At 27.4% G+C, this 26,472-nt stretch carries 18 protein-coding genes; 5 read left to right on the top strand and 13 right to left on the bottom strand.

Annotated elements, in window-relative coordinates:
* The first annotated feature begins 265 nt into the window (after nucleotides 1-265).
* Together AC2A4K_RS08415 and AC2A4K_RS08410 are read left to right on the top strand one after the other, a co-directional pair.
* Nucleotides 266-2,173, top strand: coding sequence for an NAD(+) synthase (locus tag AC2A4K_RS08415; protein WP_322503390.1), 1,908 nt, complete (start codon nucleotides 266-268; stop codon nucleotides 2,171-2,173).
* A gap of 396 nt (nucleotides 2,174-2,569) precedes the next feature.
* Entirely contained in the window at nucleotides 2,570-4,006 is a 1,437-nt protein-coding gene (locus AC2A4K_RS08410; RefSeq protein WP_322503391.1) for a tetratricopeptide repeat protein, read from the top strand.
* Between the two features lie 118 nt (nucleotides 4,007-4,124).
* On the opposite strand, the gene hisJ is transcribed toward AC2A4K_RS08410, so the two are convergent.
* The 5 genes from hisJ to AC2A4K_RS08385 form a co-directional block, all read right to left on the bottom strand.
* The gene (gene hisJ, locus AC2A4K_RS08405) at nucleotides 4,125-4,949 is read right to left on the bottom strand and encodes a histidinol-phosphatase HisJ (protein ID WP_322503392.1); all 825 of its coding nucleotides are present in this window, start codon (nucleotides 4,947-4,949) and stop codon (nucleotides 4,125-4,127) included.
* 248 nt (nucleotides 4,950-5,197) lie between these two features.
* Nucleotides 5,198-5,986, bottom strand: coding sequence for an endonuclease/exonuclease/phosphatase family protein (locus AC2A4K_RS08400; RefSeq protein WP_322503393.1), 789 nt, complete (start codon nucleotides 5,984-5,986; stop codon nucleotides 5,198-5,200).
* Nucleotides 5,987-6,134: 148 nt separating this feature from the next.
* Nucleotides 6,135-6,374 carry a DUF1292 domain-containing protein gene (locus tag AC2A4K_RS08395; RefSeq protein ID WP_322503394.1) on the bottom strand — a complete coding sequence of 80 codons (240 nt, stop codon included), beginning with the start codon at nucleotides 6,372-6,374 and terminating at the stop codon, nucleotides 6,135-6,137.
* Between the two features lie 280 nt (nucleotides 6,375-6,654).
* Entirely contained in the window at nucleotides 6,655-7,080 is a 426-nt protein-coding gene (locus tag AC2A4K_RS08390) for a hypothetical protein (protein WP_322503395.1), read from the bottom strand.
* A 3-nt stretch (nucleotides 7,081-7,083) separates the two neighbouring features.
* Nucleotides 7,084-8,439, bottom strand: a complete 1,356-nt coding sequence (locus AC2A4K_RS08385) for a rhodanese-like domain-containing protein (RefSeq protein ID WP_322503396.1) — start codon at nucleotides 8,437-8,439, stop codon at nucleotides 7,084-7,086.
* Nucleotides 8,440-8,759: 320 nt separating this feature from the next.
* On the opposite strand from AC2A4K_RS08385, the gene AC2A4K_RS08380 reads away from it, so the two are divergent.
* A complete protein-coding gene (locus AC2A4K_RS08380) occupies nucleotides 8,760-9,944 on the top strand; it encodes a cyclopropane-fatty-acyl-phospholipid synthase family protein (RefSeq protein ID WP_322503397.1) in 1,185 nt (394 codons plus the stop codon).
* A 178-nt stretch (nucleotides 9,945-10,122) separates the two neighbouring features.
* Nucleotides 10,123-10,269 carry a hypothetical protein gene (locus AC2A4K_RS08375; protein WP_322503398.1) on the top strand — a complete coding sequence of 49 codons (147 nt, stop codon included), beginning with the start codon at nucleotides 10,123-10,125 and terminating at the stop codon, nucleotides 10,267-10,269.
* Nucleotides 10,270-10,517: 248 nt separating this feature from the next.
* Here AC2A4K_RS08375 and AC2A4K_RS08370 read toward each other — a convergent pair whose 3' ends face one another.
* The 4 genes from AC2A4K_RS08370 to AC2A4K_RS08355 form a co-directional block, all read right to left on the bottom strand.
* Nucleotides 10,518-11,681, bottom strand: coding sequence for a class I SAM-dependent methyltransferase (locus AC2A4K_RS08370; protein WP_322503399.1), 1,164 nt, complete (start codon nucleotides 11,679-11,681; stop codon nucleotides 10,518-10,520).
* Nucleotides 11,682-11,844: 163 nt separating this feature from the next.
* Nucleotides 11,845-12,279: a PIN domain-containing protein gene (locus AC2A4K_RS08365; protein WP_322503400.1), complete on the bottom strand. Its 435-nt coding sequence runs from the start codon at nucleotides 12,277-12,279 to the stop codon at nucleotides 11,845-11,847.
* 230 nt (nucleotides 12,280-12,509) lie between these two features.
* Nucleotides 12,510-12,962, bottom strand: coding sequence for a thioredoxin fold domain-containing protein (locus AC2A4K_RS08360; RefSeq protein WP_322503401.1), 453 nt, complete (start codon nucleotides 12,960-12,962; stop codon nucleotides 12,510-12,512).
* 97 nt (nucleotides 12,963-13,059) lie between these two features.
* Entirely contained in the window at nucleotides 13,060-18,960 is a 5,901-nt protein-coding gene (locus AC2A4K_RS08355) for a discoidin domain-containing protein (protein ID WP_322503402.1), read from the bottom strand.
* A gap of 345 nt (nucleotides 18,961-19,305) precedes the next feature.
* On the opposite strand from AC2A4K_RS08355, the gene AC2A4K_RS08350 reads away from it, so the two are divergent.
* Entirely contained in the window at nucleotides 19,306-20,031 is a 726-nt protein-coding gene (locus AC2A4K_RS08350; protein WP_322503403.1) for a LytR/AlgR family response regulator transcription factor, read from the top strand.
* A gap of 16 nt (nucleotides 20,032-20,047) precedes the next feature.
* Here the strand turns inward: AC2A4K_RS08350 and AC2A4K_RS08345 are convergent, their stop codons facing one another.
* The 4 genes from AC2A4K_RS08345 to AC2A4K_RS08330 form a co-directional block, all read right to left on the bottom strand.
* Entirely contained in the window at nucleotides 20,048-20,824 is a 777-nt protein-coding gene (locus AC2A4K_RS08345; protein WP_322503404.1) for a sensor histidine kinase, read from the bottom strand.
* A 46-nt stretch (nucleotides 20,825-20,870) separates the two neighbouring features.
* Complete coding sequence (locus tag AC2A4K_RS08340; RefSeq protein ID WP_322503405.1) at nucleotides 20,871-22,835, bottom strand: tetratricopeptide repeat-containing diguanylate cyclase; 1,965 nt, start codon at nucleotides 22,833-22,835, stop codon at nucleotides 20,871-20,873.
* Nucleotides 22,836-23,042: 207 nt separating this feature from the next.
* Entirely contained in the window at nucleotides 23,043-24,761 is a 1,719-nt protein-coding gene (gene hcp / locus AC2A4K_RS08335; RefSeq protein ID WP_322503406.1) for a hydroxylamine reductase, read from the bottom strand.
* A 244-nt stretch (nucleotides 24,762-25,005) separates the two neighbouring features.
* Nucleotides 25,006-26,469 (bottom strand): cobyric acid synthase, encoded by a 1,464-nt coding sequence (locus tag AC2A4K_RS08330; RefSeq protein WP_322503407.1) that lies wholly within the window; start codon nucleotides 26,467-26,469, stop codon nucleotides 25,006-25,008.
* Nucleotides 26,470-26,472 lie beyond the last annotated feature (3 nt).

Raw genomic sequence — 26,472 nt, 5'->3', positions numbered from 1 at the left:
ACTTTATTATACAGTTTATACATTATTTTTGCAAGTATTATTTTTAACTTTTTAAAATAATATTATAAAACATTATAAGAGTTAATAAATACTATATTTCTTCAGTTGATTTTATTAAGAATTCACATTAATATTTAATATATAGGTTTGTTTAGTAAATGTTTCTACTATAAGAAAATATTATTTAAAAACACATATTTCCTTATGGGATAAACTTTTATTACTATAGAAATACTAAAAATAAAATATAAATGGAGATGATGCTATGGATTTCATAAAAGTAGGTGCAGCTTCACCTAAAGTAAAAATAAGTGATATAAAATATAATCTTAAAGAAATAGAGAATATGATTTTAGATGCTATAGATGAGGAAGTTAAAGTTTTAGTTTTTCCAGAGTTAAGTATATCTGCTTACACTTGTGGTGATTTATTTACAAACCAAAAACTAATTGAAAATTGTAACTTAGCTATAGAAAGCTTAGTTAACTTTTCTAAAGAAAAAGATATATTAATAGCTGTTGGTGCTCCTTTATTATATAGATATTCTTTATATAACTGTGCATACATAATCCTAAATGGAAAAGTTTTAGGTATAGTTCCAAAAAGCTACATACCAAACTATTCAGAGTTCTATGAAAAAAGATGGTTCACAGAAGGTTTCAATATTAAAGGATTAAATTTAGATTTACCTTTTCAAAAAGAAGTTCCTTTTGGAACTGATTTAATATTCTCATTTGAAAGCTTAAAAATAGGATTTGAAATTTGCGAAGACTTATGGGTTACTATACCACCTAGCTCTAATTTAGCTCTTATGGGTGCTAACCTTATTTGTAACCTTTCAGCTTCTAATGAACTTGTATCAAAGAGCTCATATAGAAAGTCATTAGTACAAAATCAAAGTGCTAGAACAATGAGCGCATATATTTATTCTTCAGCTGGAGTTCATGAATCAACTACAGATCTATTATTCAGTGGCCATATGCTTATAGCTGAAAATGGTACTATATTAAAAGAAAATAATAGATTTAGAAGAGAAAATGATTTATTAACTGGTATAGTTGATCTATTTAGATTAGATGCTGAAAGAACTAAAAATATAAGCTTTAGAAACTCTACTTTTAATGAACAAAATGAACCTAGATTTATACCTTTTACTTTAGAGAATACAAAAATAAATAATTTTGATAGAGAAATAGATAAACATCCATTCTTACCAAAATCACAATACGCAATGGAAGCTCGTTGTGAAGAGATATTAAATATACAAGCAGCTGCTCTTGCTAAAAGATTAGAACATACTAATCTAAAGAGAGCCGTAATAGGTATTTCAGGTGGCCTTGACTCTACTCTTGCTCTATTAGTAGTTGTAAAAACATTTGATATGTTAAATATACCTAGAGAAAATATAATAACTGTAACTATGCCTGGTTTCGGGACTACAGACAGAACATATAATAATGCTGTAACTCTTTGCAAAGAACTTGATTGTGACTTTAGAGAAATAAATATAGTAAAGGCTGCTCTTCAACATTTTGAAGATATTGGTCATGATAAAGAGATTCATGATGTAACTTATGAAAATGTTCAAGCAAGAGAAAGAACTCAAATACTTATGGATATAGCAAATAAAGAAGGTGGCTTATTAATAGGTACTGGTGATCTTTCTGAATTAGCTTTAGGATGGTGTACTTATAATGGAGATCATATGTCAATGTATTCTGTTAACTGCTCTATTCCTAAAACTTTAGTTAGATTCTTAGTTAATTACTTTGCTAATAATGAAATTTCAGATGATGCTAAAGAAGCATTACTAGATATTTTAGATACCCCTGTTAGCCCAGAGTTACTACCAAAGGATAAAGAGGGAAAAATCGCTCAAAAAACTGAAGATATTGTTGGTCCATATGAACTTCATGATTTCTTTCTATATCATTTTATAAAACATGGTTCAAGTCCTGAAAGAATATTCTTGCTAGCCAAGGAAGCCTTCAAAAACGATTATGACGAAGAAACCATAAAAAAATGGTTAGATAAATTTATAAGAAGATTCTTTACTCAACAATTTAAGCGTTCTGCTCTTCCAGACGGTCCAAAGGTAGGTTCAATATCCCTTTCACCTAGAGGTGATTGGAGAATGCCTTCTGATGCAGTATATAATGATTTTTTAATATAAAAATAATTAAGTTTTTTTAATTTAAGCTATAAATATTATTCTAAAACTATTTATTATAATCTAGAATATTCTGAAATAAATAGTTTTTAGAATATGTTTATAGTTTTTTTATTAAATTTTTAAAAAAAACAAAAATTATTTTTATTTTTTTAATGTATTCAGAGATAAATCACCTATCTTAACGAATTATTTTTACTATTTTTGGTGTATTCTTATACAAAAAAATAGTATTTTGTAAAAAAATTAAGAACATTGACATACTTTTGCCAAAAATATATTGTAAACTTTTATATAGATAATGTATAATTAGAATTTAGACAGATACTTATTTTAAATCAGTTATTTTGTCAAAATATGTTTGATACAAATTATTTAAAAAGGAGGAGCTAGGAGGCTATGAGTAAATATGATAAAAAACTTAAAAAAGCATTAGCTCAATATGAAAATGGAAATTATGAGGAAGCATTAGATATATGTGAAAAAGTACTTGATAAAGATTATAATAATGAAGAAGCACTTATATTAGAAGGAAGAGCTCTTGAGAAGCTTAATAGAATAAGTGATGCTATTGTTTCTTGGAAAATAAACTCTGAGTACAACAACAATGAAGAAGCTAGAACAAAACTTGAAAAGTTTAATAATATAGATGAGAAAAAACTAGCAATGAGTACTATATTCAGTGATACTATGAAGGATGAAATTAAGGCTAGACTTCAAGAAGAAGCTCAAAAAGAATATGCTAAGCAATTAGAAAAAAGAGAGCCTGAAACTAATCCTGAAGTTAAAAAGACTGAAAAGGTTAAAGAAAATTCAAAAGTTGAACAAGCTTCAGTTATTAATATCAATAAAGAAACACCAAAAGAAGATATTAAAATCGATGATATAAAAATAAGTCAATCAGTTAAGGAAACTCCAATTAAAGAAGCTCCAAAAGCTGAAAATAAACATCTTGATAATGTAACAAAAGTTGACTTCCATAAAAAAGATGAAATTAAAAATGAAAAAATAAAGGAAGCTAAAGAAACTAAGGATGATAATGAACCTAGAGTTATTAGTACACCTAACTTTAAAAATGAAAAGTCAAATTCAAAAAAATCAAATAAAAAGAAACCTGTTAAGTATGTTGCTGTAGCTGTTTCAGGTGCTATTGTCCTACTACTTGCTTATGGTATAACAAAGAATATAAAAACTACAAATGCAGGTAATACTCAAGTAACTTCAACTGAAGAAAGTACTGACCAAGCTAGTAATTCAACAGAGAATAAGCCAAGCGAAAATTCATCAACTGAAAATAAAACACTTAATGTAGATGAATTAAATAAAGCTGTTCAAGATAAAGACATAACTTCTCTTTATACAATATTAACTTCTACTCCAAAGGATAAAGTCCCAGCAGATGCTTTAGATGCTTATAATAAAGCCGAGGAGTTAATGAAAAATGATGGAGTTAAAGATTTATACTTAAAAGGATCAGATTTATTTAAAGAGAAAAAATATGAGGATGCTCTTAAAGATTTTCAAAAAGCATATGCATTCTCAGATGGTTCTTACTTAAAGCCTCACTTAATGTATTTCATAGGAACTTCTTATGAGAACTTAGATAATAATGCAGAAGCAATTAAATACTTCCAAGATTATTTAAATAATTATAAAGCTAAACCAAATGCTGAAGATGTTATGTACACTCCTCAATGCTTATATAACTTAGCTATCTTATATGATAAAGAAGGTAATAGCGCTGAGGCTAAGAAATATGCTCAAGAAATTGAAGATAATTATCCAAATACAATGTTCTATAATGACGTTACTAAGAAAATTATCTACGGTAAATAATAAAAAAATCACAGGTTTTAATTAAAATCTGTGATTTTTTATTTATAGTTTTATATTAATAATAGTTAATTTAAAACTATAATTTTTTTAAAATTTAAAATAAATATTAACTTAAAAATTACATTGCTTCTGAATCAGGGAAAATCATATTTGCAACTTTTTCAAATTCTACTCCCACATATTTTGAACTATGAGAATCTGATCCTAAAACCATCGGTATATTATACTTTAAGCATAAATCTAAAAATATTCCTTGTGGATGTACTTCTCCGCATTTTTCTCTTCTAAGTCCTGAAGTATTTAAATCAATCTCATATTTACCTTTTTTCATCTCTTTAAGAACATTTTCTAAAAGTTTCATGTTATATTTCTCATTTGGAAAATCTTCTTTATATTTTCTTACTAAAGTTGGATGTCCTATTCGTTTAGGCTTGTACTTTCCTAAATCACTCTTAATTGACTTTAACATGGTTTCATAGTATAAATCATAGAGTTTATCCATTCCACCTATCTTTTCTACTAATTGGCCAATCATATCTGACCCGTTTCCTATTTGATAGTATTCACCCTCAAATTTTACTATGTGTACAGAAAGAATAGCATCGTCTAAATACTTTCCATACTTATCTAATATAGCTTTAGTTTCATGTTCATATCCTTCAACATAATCTACCTCTAAACCTACATTAACCTTAATTTTATCCTTAACCTTCTCTTTTAATTCAGCTATACCCTTTAGATATTCTTCTAATCTCTCCATAGGTAGAGCGCTATTTTTCCTTGGAGAAGGATCTTCCATAGGAAGTGGCATATGTTCTGTAAAAGTTATTTCAGTAATACCATTTTTTAATGCGGTATCAATGTACATATCTAAACTATCATCACTTCCATGAGGACAATAAGTGCTATGTACATGTCCATCTCTTCTTGTGTTTAAAATCATCTTTATCCTCCGTAATATTCTGTTATGTTTTTTGTCAAATTATTATAAGGCATATATCTTTATTTATAGTAATCCACCCTTAGGTAAAGATTCAATAAATAAAAACCTAAATAAACATATGATATATAATTAAACTAAATTAAAAACTATAAAACTTAAGATTCCAACTTAAGATTCCTATAGTTTTTAGTCTCTTTATATTATACATTATTAAATAAATAAGGCAAAATAAACCTTAAGGAGATATTTTATTTTAATTTAAATTCACATATAACAGGATAATGATCTGATGGGTATCCTCCATCTATTTCTCTATCGTCTATATATAAATTTTCAATTTTGAACTCTTTTGAATATATGATATAATCTATTACTCCTCCATCATATCCACCTTTAAAATCATGAAAAGTACCTATTATATTATTTTGAATTTTGTCATAACATACATTAAATTCTATAGTATCTTCTTCTGAGTCTTTTATTATATTAAAAAGATTATCCTCTAAGTAGCAATTAAAATCTCCCATTATTAAGTATGGTGATTTTTTTATTCCATAATTCTTTTTAACCTCATTTAATATTATTTTTATTCCCTCTTCCCTTGCCATTTCACTTTCATGATCAAGATGAGTATTATATATAACTAACTCTACATCCTTTATTTTATCTTTTGCTTTTAATCTTGTACATATTCTTGGAAGACTACTATTAAAATCTTTGCTTCCCTTAATTTTTGGAGTTTTAGATAACCAAAATTGATTCCATTCTAATAAATCAAACTTTTCTTTTTTGAAAAATACGGCATTAAATTCATCTTTACCAGTTCCTTCTCTATCCTCTCCAATCCATGAATACTCATCTAATATACTATCCATATCATTTAACATATGAATTAGCCCTTCTTGAGTTCCTATTATATCTGGTGAATATTCCTTTATTAATTTTGTAATTCTAGCACATCTTTGACTCCATTCATTATTATTCTGTGCCTTAAAATCATACTTTAAGTTAAATGTCATAATTTTTAAATTTCTCATAATCAATTATTCAATTAATAATCCTAATTAATTGAATCTCTCCCCCTTTATTTATATCTTTTTAAAATAATTATAATCTTTATATTAATATATTTTATAGTGTGAAATTATATTTTCTATGTACATATTTCAAATTAGATATATATTATTAAAATTTTAAATTAGATACTTGTTTAAACATATTCAGCTCTTTTTCAGACTCTACAGAATCTAAAGTTTCATTCCAGTCTTTATCAAATTTAATTTTAAATAATTCAACATGACTTTTATCATTTTTAGGAGCCATTGCTACATATTCTGCACCACATATTAACCTTTGTTCTAGAATTAGATATTCTACTTTTTTTCCATTTTCATCTTTAAAAGATACTACTTGATTTTCAGACATTTTATTTTCCTCCTTCAATATATTTCCATTTGATTTTTACTCTCTTTTTTATTATTTTATATATTTTTTTATTTATTCTTTTATTTATTCTTTTTTATTTTATTACTCATTTACGAGTATATTATTTAGGAGTATATTTAAGAAATAATCAAATTATTAGAATCTATAGCATCTATTTTAAAAGAAACTTATCTTTCTAAATGAAATTTACCATGAAAATTGTAAAAAAAATAAACCATCCTATCATTAGATAAGATGATTTATTAAAACTATTATTAACTTACTTATATTTTATAGAAACTACTATATTCCAAATAATTTGAATTACTAAAACTACTAAGGCTATCATTATAAAATAATAGTACGATAATAAGTTTTCAAAAAACTGTAGTTTTATAACTAAAGCTAAAATAATAGCCATAAAAGTGCTTATTATTGTTTGAACTATATAAAATTTATTCTTATTACTTTTTACTAAATAAATAAACCATATAAAAAATAATAAAGCTAAAATCAAAGCTATAACTGATAAGATATATAAATTTTCGTTACTTATGCTCTTTGAGTACTCATATCTTTTAAAATAAACATGGTGCATTACACCGGCTTTTTTAGTTGTTAAATATTCAATAGTAATTATAGCACACCATAAAGCAGCTTGAATAAATACTATTAATGGATATATTATTTTCTTTAATTTACTCATTGATTATTTCTCTGGCTCTCCAGTAATTGATGGGTTTCCAGCATTACTCCAACCAATCCATCCATCACTATATATAGATGTATTTTTAAGGCCCATTACATTAGCATAAGTATAAACTTCAGCTGCACGCCATCCACTACCGCACATAAATGTAAGATGATTTTTTAGGTTTATTCCTTGATCTTCCCACATTTTTTCTATTTCATATCCATTTCTCATTGTATTATCTACATTTCTATAATAATCTAATGAAGTTGAACCTTCTATTCCGGCATATCCGAAAACCGCTCCTGGAATACGACCTTTTTTATCATGATAGCTATATCCTGATATTTTACCTATGTATTCATCCCAAGTACGATTATCAACTAAAGTAAAGTCTGGCTTTTTAAGATCTTCTTTAAGTTCTGGAATTGTAGTTATTACACTAGGATCTGCTGGTATAGTAGCACCAAAATCTCCACCTGGAGTTTTTGGATTAACTTTTGTTTCTAGTTCATAACCTGCACTAGTCCATGCTCCATCTCCTCCATTTAATACTCTTACATCTTTAACACCCATATATTTAAGAACACTAGCTACACGATAAGCTGCCATTTGTTCAGCTCCTGTAAGTATTATTGTATCATCCTTGTTAATACCATATTCTAAAGCAAATTGACTTAATGTCTTATCATCTGCAAGCATCCATGTTGGAGGTGGTTCTATAGTATCTGTATTGATATGTACACTTGTAGGAACATGTCCTTTTCCATATGTTTGATTTTCATCTCCCCAGCTTGCTTCAAATACTTTTATATTTTTAGTATTTTCAAAAGTTTCTGGTTTTTTACCATCAATAACTTCCTTTAATATTTTAGCTGGAACTATTAAACTATAATCCTCATATTTTTCTAAAGGTAAGCTTTTATCACTTGCCCATTCTTTAATATCATATGTATATAAGTTCTTATATCCTTTTTTTGAAAGATAGTCCGCAACTACTTTAGAATCTTCTCCATTAGCATCATATAATATTATGTTTTTATCTGGAGTTATTCCTTTAGTTTTTAAGGCTTCATCTAACTTTTTCTCTTTATCCTTAGCATCTACCTTTATCCAATTTGCCGAAAAATCCTCAGCATTTGGAATATGTCCACCTCTAACCTCATCATATAAAATCCATCCATTATACGAATCACTTAAACGTGTATCAACAGCTACCCATGAGCTATCTTTTAAGTTTTCTTTTACTTCTTTTGTACTTAAAGATTTAAGAGAAACATCTGCCTCATTACTTTTACTGCTAGAACAAGCTATAAAAGTAACAGTTGATGCTACTATGATTAAACCTAAAGATAATTTTTTTAGAAAATTCATAATTTCCTCCTTAGTTTTTTATTATTCTAGTACCACTAAAAATAATACCAAATTTATATTATTTAGTAAATAAGTATTAATAATTATCAAATTTTTAGCAAATGCTATATTTAATTAAATTTTTTATTGTTTTTATAGAAAATTATATTATTTTGTTATTTTAATTTTGAAAAACAAACATTTTTTATGTGTATTTTTAAGCATTTTTTAATTAATTTCTTAGATTCATTAATTTTAAAGAATTAAAGTACATTTTGCAAAAGATTTTTTAACAGATATAGAGTATCATTAAAACATAAACATTGGATGAGGTGATTTTTATGGAAATTAGTAAAAATATAGTTAAGTCATTAGCTGAAAATCTTTCAGATAGACCGTTTAACTTAGAATTTTGGGATGGCGAAGTAATTCAATATGGTTCTGGTGAACCTGAATTTAAACTTATTATAAAAAACTTCCCAAGTAAAAAAGACCTTTTATCAGACCCTAGCTTAGCTTTAGGAGAAGCTTATATGAAAGGGGACATTGATATAGAAGGAGATCTTCAAAAATTCTTTGAAAGTATGATTCGTAATAAAGACAGCTTTATGAATAAGAGTACAGTATTAAAATTAGCTTCTAAAATAAAAGCTCCTTCTTTACTTAAATCAAAAAAAGATATTGCACACCATTATGACATAGGAAATGATTTCTATAGTTTATGGTTAGATAAAACCATGAGTTATTCATGTGGATATTTTAAAGAACCATCTGACACCCTTTATGATGCCCAGATGAATAAAATACATTACATATTAAAGAAACTTAACCTAAAAGAAGGTCAAAAACTTTTAGATATTGGTTGTGGCTGGGGATATTTAATTATAGAAGCAGCTAAGCTATATAAAGTAAAAGCTTTAGGTATAACTCTTAGTGAGGAGCAATTTAAAAAAGCCAAAGAAAGAATCAAAAAAGAAGGTCTTGAAGATTTAGTTGATGTACAATTAATGGATTATAGAAATTTAGAAAAATCTAAATTAGAATTTGATAGGATTGTTAGTGTTGGTATGGCAGAACATGTTGGGCATGCTAATCTACCTCTATTCTTTAAGAATGTTAATTCAGTTCTAAAAGAAAGTGGATTATTCTTATTACACAATATAACTAATCTTGTAGAAACTGAAGGAAATAAATGGATTACAACATATATCTTCCCAGGTGGATATCTACCAACTTTAAGAGAAGAACTTAATATTGCAGCAGATCTTAATTTCCATGTATTGGATATAGAAAGTTTAAGACTTCACTACATGAAAACTTTAGAAGAATGGTGCAAAAACTTTATGAATCATTTAGATGAAGAAAAGGAAATGTTTGATGATGAATTCTTAAGAATGTGGCATTTATACCTTGCTACATGTGCAGCAGGATTCCATTATTGGGATATAGATATACATCAAATTCTATTCTCAAAAGGAATTAATAATACTCTTCCTATGACAAGAAAATATTTATATGAAGACTAATTAATATACAAAGCTAAAGTTTAACTAATTTATGGTTAAGCTTTAGCTTATTTTTTAATTAATTTATAGATTTTGCAATATATTAAACAAATTAACTTTTTTGTCTATATTCATATAGAATATCTTCTAAATTTATAGAAAAACTATAGTTAAAGTTTTATTTTAGGAGGTATTTCTAATGGCTAATGAAAATAAATCTGCTCATGATATAGCTAAACAAATGATTATCAATGGTGACCCCTTTGATAAAATACAAGAGCTAACTAATTTAAGATTAAAAGAACTTAAAAGAATTCAAAGAGAAGAAATAAGTCCAAAATTCTAGAATCTCTTTAATCCTTATTTATTTTTGGTTTAATTCTTATATTTTTTAATCATTAAACCAAGTTTAAAAGAAAGTAAAATTAAAGAAGGGACTGTAGCAAAAGTAACTTAAAATAAAACTTATAAATATATTCCGAGAATTACTAGATTTCACTAAAAATTTATAAGTTTTATTATTTAAAGTTTTGCTATAGCCCCTTCTTATATGTTCAAAAGTTACTTTTAATACATCCTCTTTTGAAATCTATTCTAAATTATTTCCTCTTCTTTTAATAATTTATACAAAGTTGGATTTAAATTAAATTCTTCAATAAGGTTATTTACTTCTAATAAAGATTTTTCCTTTTTATTTTTAGAAACATTTCCTTTTATAGCTCTTATTAAAATATTTTTAGGTGAATGAGCAATATCTATAAATTCAAGAAGTTGAGTCTTATACCCTGCACATTCTAAAAGATTTGCTCTAACTGAATCCGTCATAAGAGCTGATATTCTTTCTTTTATTATTCCGTAGTTAGTAAGTATTGAAAACTTCTCACTTTCTATTTGACCATTAAACTCATGTTGACAACATGGAACTGAGAATATCATTTTACTATTCCATTTAATTGCATTATATAAAGCATAATCTGTTGCTATATCACAAGCATGTAATGTTATTACCATATCAACCTTGTTATTATATTTGAATCCATTTATATCTCCAAGTTCAAAGTGTAAATCTTCATAATTATACTTTTTAGCTATATCACTGCATTTCTTTATTACATCAGCTTTTAAATCTAATCCAATCATATTAACTTTTATTTTTTTAATCTCAACAAAATAATAGTATAATATGAATGTTAAATATGATTTACCACATCCAAAATCTAAAATTGTAAGTTCTTTCTGATCAAGTTTTTTTACTTCATCATCAATTATTTCAATAAATCTATTTATTTGCTTATACTTATCATATTTTGAGTTAATAACCTTACCTTCTTTAGTAAAAACTCCTAAGTCTATAAGAGGCTCTATTATCATTCCCTCTTCTAATATGTAATTTTTCTTTCTATTATGTTCCTTCTTAACTTCCTTTAAAGATTCATTTTTCTTAACTCCTAGAAATACTTTTCCCTTCTTAGAAACCTTAAGATCAAAGTCACTTTCTTTAGAAAAAGCATTTAATTGTTTGTATTTAAAAACGAATAACTCTTCTACTTTTCTTTTTAATTCACTTTTTTCTATATTTTCATGAAAGACTTGTTTATCAGTATACTTCTCTATTTGATAAAAATCCTTTTTATTCTTTTCTTTAAGTTGAAACACTATTTTTTTATATTCAACATCTTTATTAATCTTATTACTAATTACTAATTTTATGATTTCTTCTTCTGTAACTTTATCAATTGCTTTTATTAAATCATCCATTAAAAATCACCTTACAAATTTATTATTAAAGTTAAATTAAATTTCTAACTTAACTTGCTATATAATATAATACATAAGATTTATACATATATCAAATTAAAGTGTAAAAACAAATTGATTAATTTCTTTAAATCGATTTTAAACACAATATAAATATTGTCACTTACTCAACATCACTAATCATTAATACTTTATCTTCGCCTAATAATTCCTTTGCAACTTCAAATAAAGCCTTATCCTCTGTAACCAAAGAAAATCCTTCCTTTTCAATTGAAGCGAATATAAGCAATATATCATTTTTTGTAAGTTTTTTACCCTTATAGTAATGAGCTTCTCCTTTTATCTTTTCAAAATCTATATGATTTAAAAATTCTTTAAACATTCTTCTATCTATTTCAAATATTAAAGGAACAAGCCTCATAAATCGCTCTGACATCACATTTTCTCCATTAAATTTTCTTTTCTCTTTTCTAGCTAACTCCTCTAGCACCTCTCTTATAATTATAATTTCATTGAACTCTAAAAAATTATCAAAAAAACCTTTTTCTCTATTCCAAAAATTTATAATAACATTAGTATCTAATATATACTTTCCCACAGCTGTTCACCTCATTAGTATTATATATTTAATTTATTCATTTTAAAAATATTATATCCAACAGATCCATAGCTAATAAATTAATTTCTAAATAACTTTTAGAAATTAAAAATATAAAAAAAGCTTAGCTTTATGGAAGGTATTGTAATATGTTAAACTTTCAATTTAGTTTAATATATTATAGAATTTAAACCTCCTACAAAACTAAGCATTTCTTTCTTTTAACCTAATTATTTAGCATCAAGCTTATTTTTTACAACCCATTCATCTAGTTGCTCTTCACTTGTCACTTCAAATATTTCATCAATTATTTTTCCATCTTTTACATAGTACATTGATGGAGTTGAATTAAACTCTGGAAAAATTTTATTTATTTTCTTTCTATTGTTTTGAATCTCCTCTTTAGATGTTCCTTCATTATCTAAAACAACTTCATTAATAAATATATTATGATTTTCTAAATAAGGAAGTAATATCTCCTTTAACTTTATACAATCTTTACAAGTTGACTGTGTAAAAAGAATAATAGACTCTTCTTTATTTTCAGCCATGGCAATAGCATCATCTAATCTAACTTCTAGTATTTCTCCACTAGAGGTATCTCTTACATACTCTTTTTCTCCACATCCAACAAAAGTAAATAATAGTGTAAATAACAATAGTATATTTATTATTTTTCTCATAATTTAATCCCTCTCCCCTTAAATGTATATCAGTATAATCAAGGAGATGAATCTATTTCCTCTCCTTGATTAAATACTTAATTATTTTGTCTAATTATTATCTTGCTGTTCTAATAGTTATTGATTCTTTTTCTGAAATTTCTCCATTTGAATATTTGGCAGCGATCTTAAAGTTATAAATTGTATGTCTATTTAAGCCTTTAAATGTATATGAAGTGTCCTCAGCTTTTATCTCTGCTACCTTTTTACCATCTTTATAAAGAATATATCCCTCTAATCCATTAGTTGTTTCAGGAGCAGTCCATGTTACAGTTACATCTTTCTTATTAATTTCAGAATCTTTAAAGTCTCTTACTGGATTAACTATTATTTCCTCTGAGCTATTATCTGTTACTGTAACTATAGCAGTAGCAAACTCTCCATTTGGTATTGTAGCTGTTATTGTAGCAGTACCTTTACCTACCCCAGTAACTAATCCATTCTCGTCTACTGTAGCAACTGACTCATCACTTGAAGTCCAAGTAATAATATCCTTACTTTCAATAGGGTTTAATACAGCAACTAATTTCTCAGTTCCATTTACTTCTAGATTTAATTCGGTCTTTTCTAATGTAATTGATTCAGCACTTACATTTCCTTCTTTACCGTAGAATACTAACTCAGCTGCACTTGCATACTTATTGTTTGTATCTCCTAAAGTTTTAAGAGCAGTAAATCTTACATATTGAGCATTAACAGTGTTAAATCTTATAGGATTATATCCTCTATTAGCTAAAGCAGTTCCAGCTTCATTAGCTTCTAAAGTTCCTGTTCTAGCCTCAGTCCAATTTTCATTATCTAAGCTTGTTTCAATCTTATATTCAGTAACATGACCATTTCTACTGTTTTGTCTTGGTAGATAATCTATTTGATTAAGATCATAAGCTTTATCTAACTTAATTGTTATAGATACTGGAAGTTTATCAGCAGCTTGATATCCTGAATGCCAAATACTATTTTCGTCTCCATCTACTGCATTTTCTTTGTAATCTGTATCAGCTTCACTAGTTGCATGGATAGCTTCTAATTTATTAAAATCTATTTTATCTTCTTCTACAGTTTCACGCTCTTGTAATGAATGAATCTTATTTCTTAAAGTTAAAATAGCATCTCCGATTTCTTTTTCATCTGAACTATTTTCTAATACATTCTCAGCATGTTTAATAGCTTCAAGTAAAGCTTCATAAGTTTCAGAAGTATAGATTTCACTTAAAGATTCATATGACTTAGCTTGTTCTATAGCTTGAACTAATAATGTCTTATCAATTCCGTCTAGAACAACTATTTCTTTTTCAACTGTATGGTTTCCATCAGCAGTAGTTGCAACTAATTTTGCCAATCCTGGTTGTAATCCACGTAAATAGTAAGTTACTTTATCTTCTCTATCTACACGTAGAACTTCTAAAACCTCTGGATTTTCAGAAACTAATCTATAGTTTAAGTTATTTGCATTATCAGGTGTAACTTCTGCAAATATAGGAGTAATTCTATTTAGGTATACTGATTCTGGAGTATTTTCTGCAAAATTAATTCCAGTTGTCTCAACTCCACTCTTTTCATAGAATTCAATTTCATTTATAGCTAAAGTATTCTTATCTTTATGAGAATCTAAAGCTGTAATAACAATCTTATCGAATTCTTGTCCACCTAACTCATAAACAGTTGTAGCAGTTGTGATATCTGCTTTTTCTCCTAAATCAAACTCTTCTCCATTTAAATACCCAACAGCCTTAACCTTCTTCATGGCAGCAACATTTATACTTCCATTAGCATTCATTCTATTGTATATAGTAAAGTTTTCTAAAGCTTTTGACTCATCAAAATTAAATGTCATTTCAAAAGGAAGCGTTCCTTTATCTGCTTGGTCCGGATTAAAGACCCACTTTAAGTCCATACGAGAACTATCATCACTGCTTGTTGTTCCATCTATTAACTTATCTAATCCCATTCCTGCTTGTAATTGACTTGAATCTCCACTTACAGTAATATGCTCTTTATCAATCTTACTACTAGTTGGTCTTCCTGATGGTAATTCAGTTTCAGGATCAACAATCTCAGCAATAGCCATCTTAGAATTTAATTTACTATCCACTAGTAAAGCATGACTAGCTTCCATATCCCAAGTAAGATTTTGTTTAGCTTTTAATGTTACTCTTGCTATTGTGTCTGTTCCACTAACTTTTACATTATCACCAATATTAGTAAAGTTTACATAAGCGTGTTGTGTATTATCTGTATGCACTCTTGCCTTTGAAAGATTTTTCATTCCTGCTGTTGCAATAGTTCCTTCAGTCTTAACATATTCATACTTAGAAGCATCTAAAGGAATTTCTACACTAAATGAATTAATATCAGAAAGACCAGTTCCTACAACATCAACAGTGAATGTTTCACCAGAAGCAATTTCTTGCTTACTTGGTACAAGCATTACTTCACCTTCAAGTTCTGCTCCCTCTGAAGGTTTTACTCCACCTTCTAATTTACTAGCAACATAAGATATATCATAAGCATCAATTAAACCATTATTATTTAAGTCCGCCATTGATACATATCCCCAGTCAGCATCAGCAGTTGTTAATCCTGCATAGTTTTCAAGGAATACTAAATCTCCTTCTTCTATAGAACCACTGTTATTCCAGTCTCCAACCACTTGTCCATTAGTTCCATCAACTTTATATGGTCTAAATTCTCTCATAGTTAAGAAGTTTCCTATAGACTCCTTAGTTACAATTTTAAAGTAACGAGCTTTTATAGGCTCATTAAAGTTTATTGTCTTAACCTCTCCATCAGTAGCCCATGCTGGAACATTTGAACCTTGAGCATTACTAAATACTTTCTCATAATTTACACCATCTAAGCTACTATATATTTCAGCACGCTTAACTGATCCATTACCATTTTTTCTAAATAATAAGTCTAATTTCTCTATTGTATATGCCTTTTGCATATCAATTATAAATGGCTTATCTATAGCACTATCCTTTGAATGGAATTGTGAATTATCATCGCCATCAACTGCCTTATATGGCGCGTCACTACTATACTGACCCCATTTCCAATCAACCTGCATATCCTTAGGTACGTTTCTATATGGATCTAAGGCTGTTCTTACAGTCATTAATTCACTCCACTGAGAATGACCGTCTTTATTTACACTACGTACACGATAGCTATATTCTGTATCATAGTTTAATCCAATATCTGTATATTCGTTAGTTCTGATGTTATTAAATATCATTCCATCTATTTCAACATCATAACTTGTAGCCTCTTCAACTTCATCCCAATTTAATTGAATAGATTCTGATGTTATTCCATCTTCTGGTGCTCTGAAATTACTTGGAACACTTAAATTTTCATTTACTTCATTCTTATTTATATCTTGAGTATTAGTAAATCCTTCAACGGTTAATTTAACCTCATTTTGCTTTACATTTGTCTTATCAACTTTTACATAAACCTTAGGAGTAGTTGTTATTTCTACACCCGCAAACTCTGATCCCTCAGTAGCATACTTATTAAGATTTGGAGTTTCATCATAGAAATACATATTAGTTCCATTTTCAAACTCTTCTAAACTTTGAGCTTCTATTAACTCTACATCATTACCACCTACAGTAACGCCTAAACTACTTGGTTTTTCACTTACATTAACTATAAATTCAGTTGTTCTATCTACAACTATTCCATTATAGTCTCCCTCTAATAAACCTGCAGTAATAACTGCTGTTCCTTTTCCTGTCTTTGGAGCACTTGAAGTTATCATAGTTTTAGCTGACTTTCCATCTTTATAATCAGTTGTTAAACCATCATCTTCATAAACTTCAAAGTTTGTATCTCCACTTGGATATACTTCATAAATACGATGTGAATCATCCATAGCTTCTGGATTATTGTTTTCACTAGTCATAGGAATTATAGCTCCATTCTTAACAAAAACTGGTACCTTCCATACAGGAGCTTCAAAATTATTTAATACTCCGCCACCTCTATATTGTTCTCCAGTAAAATAATCTATCCAAATTTGTTCTTCATCTGGAAGATATATATCATTTCTTATATCATTACCTTTGTCATCAGCAGCTGTATTTTGATATATTGGAGCAACCAACATATTTGGTCCCCACATATATTGATACTCAGTAGCTGTTCCATAAGTATATGCTTCTGGATATTCAAGCATCATAGCTCTTATCATTGGAACTCCATCTTCAGTTGCTTCATTAGCTATACTATAGTTATATGGCATCATTTCAGCCTTTAATTTTAAATACATTCTATTTATTGATGTATATGGTTCTCCAAATACATATGGATATTTAGCATTTGCTCCCCAACCATCCATATCTATTTGAACTGGAGTAAATGCCTTCCATTGGAAATCTCTAGTTTGTACTAATTTACTTCCTCCAAATATACCATCCATATCAGATCCTACGTTAGGTTGACCTGATAGACCTGATCCAATATATGTTGGTATATGGAATCTTATATATTCCCAATCTCCACCAGACTGATCTCCTGACCATATACTTGTGTAACGTTGAGTTCCTGCCCAACCATCTAAACTTACTATAAAAGGTCTTGCTTTATCCTTAGAATTGTTTACTATTCCTTCTGCAGCTTGTCTCACTGAGTTAAGGGCAAATGAATATCCTGCTCCAACCCAAGCAACGTCAGTTTTAACTCCATTTGTGCCTGCAACTCCAACTTCTTTATCTATATCACGCTCAAGATAAGCTTCTTGTCCTCCAGTAGGTTTTAAAGAACTTTGAGTCCAAAGACCTGTTTGAATACCAAAGCCTCTTGAATAATCAACAAATTCTTTTAAATTATCTATATTTCCATCTATAGTCTCTTCACGACCATAACCACATCCATAACCATCATTTGGTAAAAACCATCCTAGTGGTGTATCATTATTAACATGGTCATCAACAACTTTCTTAGCATCAACCATCAAACTTTCTTGTCTATCAAATCCTGGTTTTGGTGTTTGGGATTCTTGTCCTGTTTCGTCATTTATCCAGTCACGTGAATAACAGTTAGCATGTCCTAAATAGAATCCATATTCAGGTAATAAAACAGGTGCTCCTGTTAACTCTGTAAACTTATCTATTATGTTTGTTGGTTTTTCATCAACAAAATAATAAGCATCAAAGCGATTTTCATCATGCTTTGTAGTAACTTTTCCTGCCTCAGCTGCTTCAAAATCATATTCACCTGGCTTAAATGTATGTCTCATAACTCCATATCCATTAGTTGAGAAATAGAATGGATTTGGACTTGCTACTCCTCCATCAACCCAGTTATTTTCGTTCTTTATATTTATCTTTTTACCTTTATGTGAGAATCTACCATTTTGCATTCCACCGCCATAGAAGTATTCATCTTCATTTGATTCAAGAGTTTGAATTGTACTATCAGACTTATGTTTTAATGGCTCTGTTTCTTTCCATACAGTCTTATTATTTAACTTATCAAAAAGCTCCATTTTTCCAGTAGCTTTTTCTATCCTAAGTTCAACAGCATTTGTAGAAATTTTTATTATCTCTCCATCTTCAACGGTTGGAGTAGGATTTTCATACTCCTCTTCAGTCTTATCAATTATTTTTGTTATGTGATCTTTTCCATTTGGAGTTGGATCTTCTTGGAATTTTCCTGTTGGATCCATATAAATTCTTAGTACATCATCTGTTAAAAATGATACTCTAATCTGCTCTCCAGTAGTAAGCTTCATAGTTACATCGTTTTCATTTTGAATAAAACTTTCTACTCCCCCGATTTGAGAATAACCAGTATCTTTAGGCGCTTCTTCCTCTGAGTTTTCAACCTTTTGAGTTAAACCATCAAACAAAGGAAATGCATAAGTAGATGTTGCTGGTAGCATAAGATTAGATACAAAAACAGTACCTAAGGTTAAAACACTAAGCTTTTTAATTATCATCTTTCTTTTCATAATTCCCCCCCTATATCTTCTTAATATTAATTAATGTATAAAAGAAATAGAATCTCTAAAAATTATATCAATACATCTTATAGACTCCTAAACTATTTGGTCTAAAAGTTTTATATAATATTGATCTAACTTTCAAAATTAAGATTCACCAACTTGTTATTACAAGTATATTTTATACAAGATTTTTTCTTTTGTCAAATTATTACTATATTTACTTTTTATGTAATTAAAGAGTGCTTTTTATTATTTTCGACTAAATTGTAGACTAATTACCTTTTTTTGTTTATAAATTTTATTTAATGCTATATAATAATTACATATCTAAAATCAATAGGGGGTTCTTTTTTGATTAAAATTGCTATTTGTGATGATGAAAAATATCACTTAAATTTAATAGAAGATATGCTGAGAAATATTTTAAATAAGAATAACTTAGAAGCTAATATATTTAAGTTTTCATCTAGCTACGAATTTTTAGAATTTCAAAAGAACAGCTTTATAGCTTTCGACTTGATATTATTAGACATACTTATGGATGGATTAAATGGCCTAGATTTAGCCAAAAAAATACGTAATTTAGATCTTGAAGTTAAAATTTTATTTATAAGTACCAGTAAAGATTATATTTTAGATGGCTATGATGTACACGCCTATAACTATCTATTAAAACCAGTCTCTTATTTAAAATTAGAATATGTAATTTTAGATTTTATAAATAACTTCAATAATTCCCAAAATAATTTTTTTACTGTAAAAAATAAGCAAAGTATATTTAGAATAAATTTAGATAATATAATCTTTTTTGAATCAAAATTAAGGAAGATAAATATTGTTTGTTCTAATTATTCAGAAATTTCATTTTATGATAAGTTAGATAATATTGAAGATACTCTCACTTCAAAAAACTTTATAAGATGTCACAAAAGTTATTTGGTAAACTTAAATTATATAAAAAAAATAGAGAATTCTAAAATTATCACTTTAAATAATAATATTATTCCTATAAGCAGATCTTATTTAAGAAAAACTAAGGATATCTTTTTTGAATACTTTAGATGTAAATCTACATAAAAAAATGAGGTTCTTATCACCTCATTTTTATTAAAATAGCTACATTAAACCTCTTATCATCATAATAAAACTTAATTTGACCATCATATTTTTCTATGCTTTTTTTTATACTTTCTAAGCCAATCCCATGATTTTTTTTATCTTTTTTTTTCGTTCTAAAAACTTTATTCTTTTTATCAAATTCTTCATAAAAACTTATACTATTTTCAACCTCTATATATAAATAATATTTATTAGATCTACTACTTATTATTATATATTTTTCACTATCATCATTAATTCTATTGCAAGCCTCTATAGCATTATCTATTAAATTGCTATATATTATACAAAGATCTATATTCTCTATTGGTAAACTTTCTTTTATATGTATATTTAAATTAATATCTATGTCATTTTCCTTGCATAACTCTACTTTCCCCCTAAGTAGGGCATCTAAGATTTTATTATTCGTTATACTTTTTCTTTGCACTCTTGATATCTCATTATTTAAAGACTTAAGATAATTTTTAAATTCATGATAATCACCATTTTCATATAGAGCAGTTATTATATTTAAATGATTTTTCATGTCATGCCATAACCTTTTTATTTCCTCATGATTTCTTAGATCTTCACTCCAATATTTTCTTTGATAATTTATCTGTTTGCTCAATATATCTAAGTTAGTTTTTAAAATAGAATTCAATTTATTTTTTTTATTATTTAATGATATAAATTTCAATATAACTCCTAAACAAATAAAGTTGATTATTATTAATCCACTAATAATTTGTCTTTTTTCAGATTCCATACTCTCTTTATTTCCTCTTAAGATTTTTTCTTTAAATTAATAAAACTTAACTTGTATATCTATTTCTACCTTTTTTCTTTGACTCATATAACTTTTTATCAGCATCTCGTATTAATTCTTCAATATTCTTTTTAGAAATAATAGTAGACTTGCTAACACCTATACTTAATGTTACTCTATCACTAATCTTTGAATATTCATGCTTTATATCTCTTTCATGCAAGTCATTCATTAGTTTTTCTATGTCCTTTATGACATCCATTTTAGGTCGTTCTGATAAAACTGAAAATTCTTCACCTCCATATCTAAAAACATAATCTTCTTTAAAAACATTTTTAATAATATTAGCAACACTTATAAGTGCCTCATCTCCTTTCATATGTCCATAATTGTCATTGTATTTTTTAAAATAATCTATATCCATCATTATAAAAACTAAACTTGTACATTTATTTATACTATCTTCTAATACCCTATATAAATATCTCTTATTATATACATTAGTTAACCCATCAGTTAGTATAGCTAATTCTAATTCCTTATTTAAATTCTTTATCTTTTTATTTTTTAAATGTATAATACTAATAGTTACTATTGCTATAATAAGTAATCCACTTAAAGAATAGATTTTCCTTCTATCTTTAACTCTATCTTTATTGAATAGATCATTATTCAATCTAACCAAAGCATCATCTGTACTAGAATTAGCACTAATTTCATTAAATTCCTCATACATATAGATTATATACTTAGAGAACTTTTCGTAATCCTCATTTTCATAACTTATTCTAGCTATTGAATAAGCTACTGAATATAAAATATCAGTACTTATCCCTCTCGATTTTATCTCATTTAATAGCTCTTCATATTCATAAATAGCTTTTTTAAAATCATCTGTTTTTATGTAATTTATATTTATATCTAATTTCTTTAAAAGTATGTCAGTATTAGCATAGGCATCACTTTTATCTTTATTATATAATTCACTAGCTTTGCTAAAATAATATTCTCCACATTCTAACTTTTTCTCTCGTAAGTTTATATCTGACAAAACTAAATATAACCAAATATATTCTCTATTTTGCTCTTCTTCCTCTAATTCTTTTATAGTACTTAAATATTTTTCTTCATAGCTTTGTACCTTACTATAATTACCAACTTCAAAATGACTTTCTAATAAATATCCATATATAGTTAACTTATTTTCCGGACTTGTAACATTACCACTTTCAATTAAAGATTCATATACGGATATAACCTTGTTATAATCTCTCTTTACATAATAATTTTCTCCTAAATTAATTATACAAGCATTTAAATTTTTATTATCATTATGCTTTAATGCTATTTCTATAGCATATTCATCATATTTTAATGATAAATCATATTTCCCACTTAATCTATACATTGTTGAAAGGAGTAAGTAGGCTCTTATACGATTCTCATAACTCTGGTTGAATTCTATAGATTCTTCCATTAAAACTATAGCATCACTTAGTTTTCCATTAATAGATAAAATAGCTTTTGCTCTTGCATAATACATATTTGCTAACTCATCACTTTTTTTATTATCCAAAGCCATTTTTTTTGCTTTATTAAAGTATTTTTCAGATTCCTCTTTTTCTTCTATCATTAAATAATTAGTTGATAAAGCACTATATATCATTAAATCTACACAGTCTATTTTTCTATCTATATAACTTTCTGCCTTTAAAAGTAATTCTATAGCCTTATTATAATTTTTCTCTAAATATTCTATTGATCCTAAGGAATAATATGCTTTTTTTAAATGAATCTCATCTTTTGAATTTATTATTTCTTTCTCTAATTCACATTTTAGCTCTTGTAACTTATCTGATTTTAATTCTCTTTCTTCATCAAGTTTTACTATTTCTATGAACTGATCTGCATAAGAATAATTATTTGTTTTTTCCAAATAAATTCTATATCCTTCTATAAAGGCCCCAAATATAAAAATTATTAACGCATATATTATAACTTTAAATTTCATTTAAAAATCCGTCCTATTTTCTTATTATATAATAATTTTTTTCGTTAAATAATGCCTTTTATATATTACCATTTATAGTACCTATTTTTAAGTGATTTTGTAATTTTTTGTACTTTTATTGTACTTTTTTGCCATTAAATTTAATTGTAAAAAAGAGATATAACTTTTAGTTATATCTCTTCTTTTTTAAAATATATAAATTAAATTTTATTTTTGTAAAAACATTTTTATATCATCTTCAACATTTGTAATTCCACCAATTCCAAAGTTTTCAACTAAAACTTTAGCAACATTTGGAGATAAAAATGCTGGTAATGTTGGTCCTAAGTGTATGTTTTTAACACCTAAATATAATAGTGATAATAATACTATTACAGCTTTTTGCTCATACCAAGCTATGTTAAATGATATTGGTAAATCATTTATATCTTCTAGTTCAAATACTTCTTTAAGTTTTAATGCTATTAATGCAAGTGAGTAAGAATCATTACATTGTCCTGCATCTAATACTCTTGGAATTCCATTTATATCACCTAAAGGTAATTTATTATATTTATATTTTGCACATCCAGCTGTTAAGATTACTGTATCCTTTGGTAATGCCTTTGCAAAATCAGTATAATAATTTCTTGATTTAGCTCTTCCATCACATCCAGCCATAACAAAGAATCTTCTTATTGCTCCAGATTTAACTGCCTCTACTACTTTATCTGCTAAGGCAAGAACTTGGTTATGAGCAAATCCACCTATAATTTCTCCTGTTTCTATTTCCTTAGGAGCTTTACATTTCTTAGCATGTTCAATTATAACTGAGAAATCTTTATCTGATTCTGAGTTTCCTATTATGTGAGTACATCCAGCAAAGCCTGCTGCTCCTGTTGTGTATAATCTATCTTTATAGCTATCCTTTGGAGGTACTATGCAGTTTGTAGTCATTAATATTGGACCATTAAAGCTTTCAAACTCTTCCTTTTGCTTCCACCAAGCATTTCCATAGTTTCCTGCAAAATGAGAATACTTTTTAAATGCTGGATAATAATGAGCGGGTAGCATCTCTGAGTGAGTATATACATCTACTCCTGTATCTTCTGTTTGCTTTAATAATAATTCTAAATCTTTTAAATCATGTCCTGATACTAATATACCTGGATTTTTTCTAACTCCTATATTGACCTTAGTAACTTCAGGATGTCCATAAGTTCCTGTATTTGCACTATCAAGTAATGCCATTCCATCTACTCCAACCTTACCAGTTTCTAGAGTTAAAGCTATTAATTCATCTATTGTTAAACTATCGTCTAAAGTCTTAGCTAATGTACTTTGCATAAATGCATTTATTTCTTCTTTGTCATATCCTAATGCATTAGCATGCTTCATGTATGCTGACATACCTTTTAAACCATATATTATAAGTTCTCTTAAACTTCTTATATCTTCATCCTTAGTAGCTAAAACTCCTACCTTAGTTGATTTTTCATCTAATATTGAATCTAGTGAAATTTCTTCTTTCTTTGAGAAAGCATTCTTTATCTTTTGTAATAAGCTTAATTTTTCATCTATTTCATTTTTATTAGAAGCATTCCAAAGTGCAGCTTCTGATAAATTCTTTTTATTCTTTAAAGTGCTTAATAAATTTTCTTTTACTCTTAAAGTTTCTTTTACTCTTTCATAGAATATTTCATCATCAAAGTTTGCATTAGTTATTGTAGTAAATAGGTTTATAGTTACTAAATGATTAACTTTTGAATCTATCTTCTTTCCTTCAGCTCTTAATCTAGTAGTTACTTCTGATAACCCCTTAGTTGTATATATTAATAAGTCCTGCATTCTTGCTAAATCTGGTGACTTTCCACATACTCCAAACTTAGTGCATCCTGTACATCCAGCAGTCTCTTGACACTGGAAACAAAACATTTTATTTTCCATTAATATTCCTCCAATTTATTCAAAACTTTTTCCTTTGTTTATCTAAACTATTTTTAGTTTTTTAAGCTGTCGCTTCAACAGTTATTATTCTATACTATAAGTCTTTTTTATCCTGTAACCTAAGTTACCAATACAAAATTTTTTTAATAAAAATTAAAATTTACTTGAAACTAATAATAAAGTATTATAAAAAACCCTAAAAAAACAGTGTATTAAATAATAATATTTAATACACTGTCTAAAATTAAGATCTAATTAGATTTTCAACATAGTCCATATCTATATTTTCTTCTAAAAGTTCACAAAGCTTATTATATTGACTTATTTTATAATCCTTATAACGCATTTCATGACTTTCTTCTAAGTTTAGCTCCTTTTTAAGCTTATTAATAAGCTTAATTCCAAAGTCACCTTCATCAAATATTCCATGAATGTAAGTTCCTAAAACTTTTGATGCTTCATCTTTCATTCCTAGAGCATTATCTTCCTGGTCTTTTAACCAAACAAGTTCTTCTTTTGTTGGAATACTTTCTCCATTATGAATTTCATATCCACTTACTTCATTTCCTTCTGAATCAAAGGCAATTACTTGCTTTGTAGTTTTTTGCTTATTGAAAGATGTTTTAATGTTTAAAAGTCCTAATCCTTCTTCTTCTCTAATACTTCCTTCAACTCCAAGAGAATCAATTATTTTTTCTCCTAATATTTGGTATCCTCCACAGATACCAAATATTAATTTTCCTTCTGCTTTCTTTTCAAGAATCTTATCCTTAAAACCACTTTCCTTTAAGTAAATTAAATCATCTATAGTATTCTTACTTCCTGGAATTATTATCATATGTGCATTATCTAAGTCCTTAGTATTTTCCGCATATCTTATTCCAACATCTTTTATTCTTGAAAGAGCATTAAAATCAGTGAAGTTTGACATGTGAGGTAATCTAACTATGGCTATATCTACCCCTTTATTATTTCCCTCTCTAATTTTAATAGAAGCACTATCCTCTTCTTCTATGTCTAAATCAAAGTAAGGCATAACTCCTAAAACAGGTATATTTATTATTTCTTCTATTTGTCTCATAGCTGGTTCAAAGAATTCTTTTTTGCCTCTAAATTTGTTTATTATAACTCCTTTAACTCTTTTTCTTTCCTCTTCAGTTAAAAGCATTATAGTACCAACAATAGAAGCAAAAACTCCTCCTCTATCAATGTCAGCAACTAAGATTACATCTGCATCTGCCATCTTAGCAGTCTGCATATTTGCAATATCTGTTTCTCTTAAATTTATTTCAGCACAACTACCAGATCCCTCTAAGACTATTAAATCATAATCCTTAGAAATATCATCATAAGCTTCCTTTGCCTTTTCTTTAAGATACTTATTTAAGTCTTTATATTTATAAGCATCCATAGTGCAATAAACTTTACCTCTAACTATTACTTGAGTTTTAAACCCTGCACTAGGTTTCATTAAAATAGGATTCATATATTCTTTAGGGTCAATTTCACAAGCTTCGGCTTGTACCACCTGAGCTCTCCCTATTTCATCTCCCTCTTTAGTTACAAAAGAATTCAATGATATATTTAATGCTTTATAAGGTGCAACACTATATCCTTTTTTCTTAAAATATCTACAAAAAGCCGCGGCAACAGTACTTTTTCCAACAGAAGATGCTGTTCCAAGTAGCATTATTCCTCTATACTTCATAAA

The sequence above is a fragment of the Clostridium sp. LIBA-8841 genome, assembly GCF_057782475.1.
This window is presented reverse-complemented; position numbering and strand designations above follow the sequence as displayed.

What these genes read in the sequence shown, in the direction of transcription:
- AC2A4K_RS08400 (WP_322503393.1), bottom strand. Translation starts at nt 5,986, where the DNA reads ATGAGAAATTTAAAAATTATGACATTTAACTTAAAGTATGATTTTAAG.
- AC2A4K_RS08340 (WP_322503405.1), bottom strand. Translation starts at nt 22,835, where the DNA reads ATGAAATTTAAAGTTATAATATATGCGTTAATAATTTTTATATTTGGG.
- AC2A4K_RS08410 (WP_322503391.1), top strand. Translation starts at nt 2,570, where the DNA reads ATGAGTAAATATGATAAAAAACTTAAAAAAGCATTAGCTCAATATGAA.
- AC2A4K_RS08330 (WP_322503407.1), bottom strand. Translation starts at nt 26,469, where the DNA reads ATGAAGTATAGAGGAATAATGCTACTTGGAACAGCATCTTCTGTTGGA.
- hcp (WP_322503406.1), bottom strand. Translation starts at nt 24,761, where the DNA reads ATGGAAAATAAAATGTTTTGTTTCCAGTGTCAAGAGACTGCTGGATGT.
- AC2A4K_RS08415 (WP_322503390.1), top strand. Translation starts at nt 266, where the DNA reads ATGGATTTCATAAAAGTAGGTGCAGCTTCACCTAAAGTAAAAATAAGT.
- AC2A4K_RS08390 (WP_322503395.1), bottom strand. Translation starts at nt 7,080, where the DNA reads ATGAGTAAATTAAAGAAAATAATATATCCATTAATAGTATTTATTCAA.
- AC2A4K_RS08380 (WP_322503397.1), top strand. Translation starts at nt 8,760, where the DNA reads ATGGAAATTAGTAAAAATATAGTTAAGTCATTAGCTGAAAATCTTTCA.
- AC2A4K_RS08345 (WP_322503404.1), bottom strand. Translation starts at nt 20,824, where the DNA reads ATGGAATCTGAAAAAAGACAAATTATTAGTGGATTAATAATAATCAAC.
- AC2A4K_RS08355 (WP_322503402.1), bottom strand. Translation starts at nt 18,960, where the DNA reads ATGAAAAGAAAGATGATAATTAAAAAGCTTAGTGTTTTAACCTTAGGT.
- AC2A4K_RS08375 (WP_322503398.1), top strand. Translation starts at nt 10,123, where the DNA reads ATGGCTAATGAAAATAAATCTGCTCATGATATAGCTAAACAAATGATT.
- hisJ (WP_322503392.1), bottom strand. Translation starts at nt 4,949, where the DNA reads ATGATTTTAAACACAAGAAGAGATGGACATGTACATAGCACTTATTGT.
- AC2A4K_RS08370 (WP_322503399.1), bottom strand. Translation starts at nt 11,681, where the DNA reads ATGGATGATTTAATAAAAGCAATTGATAAAGTTACAGAAGAAGAAATC.
- AC2A4K_RS08395 (WP_322503394.1), bottom strand. Translation starts at nt 6,374, where the DNA reads ATGTCTGAAAATCAAGTAGTATCTTTTAAAGATGAAAATGGAAAAAAA.
- AC2A4K_RS08360 (WP_322503401.1), bottom strand. Translation starts at nt 12,962, where the DNA reads ATGAGAAAAATAATAAATATACTATTGTTATTTACACTATTATTTACT.
- AC2A4K_RS08385 (WP_322503396.1), bottom strand. Translation starts at nt 8,439, where the DNA reads ATGAATTTTCTAAAAAAATTATCTTTAGGTTTAATCATAGTAGCATCA.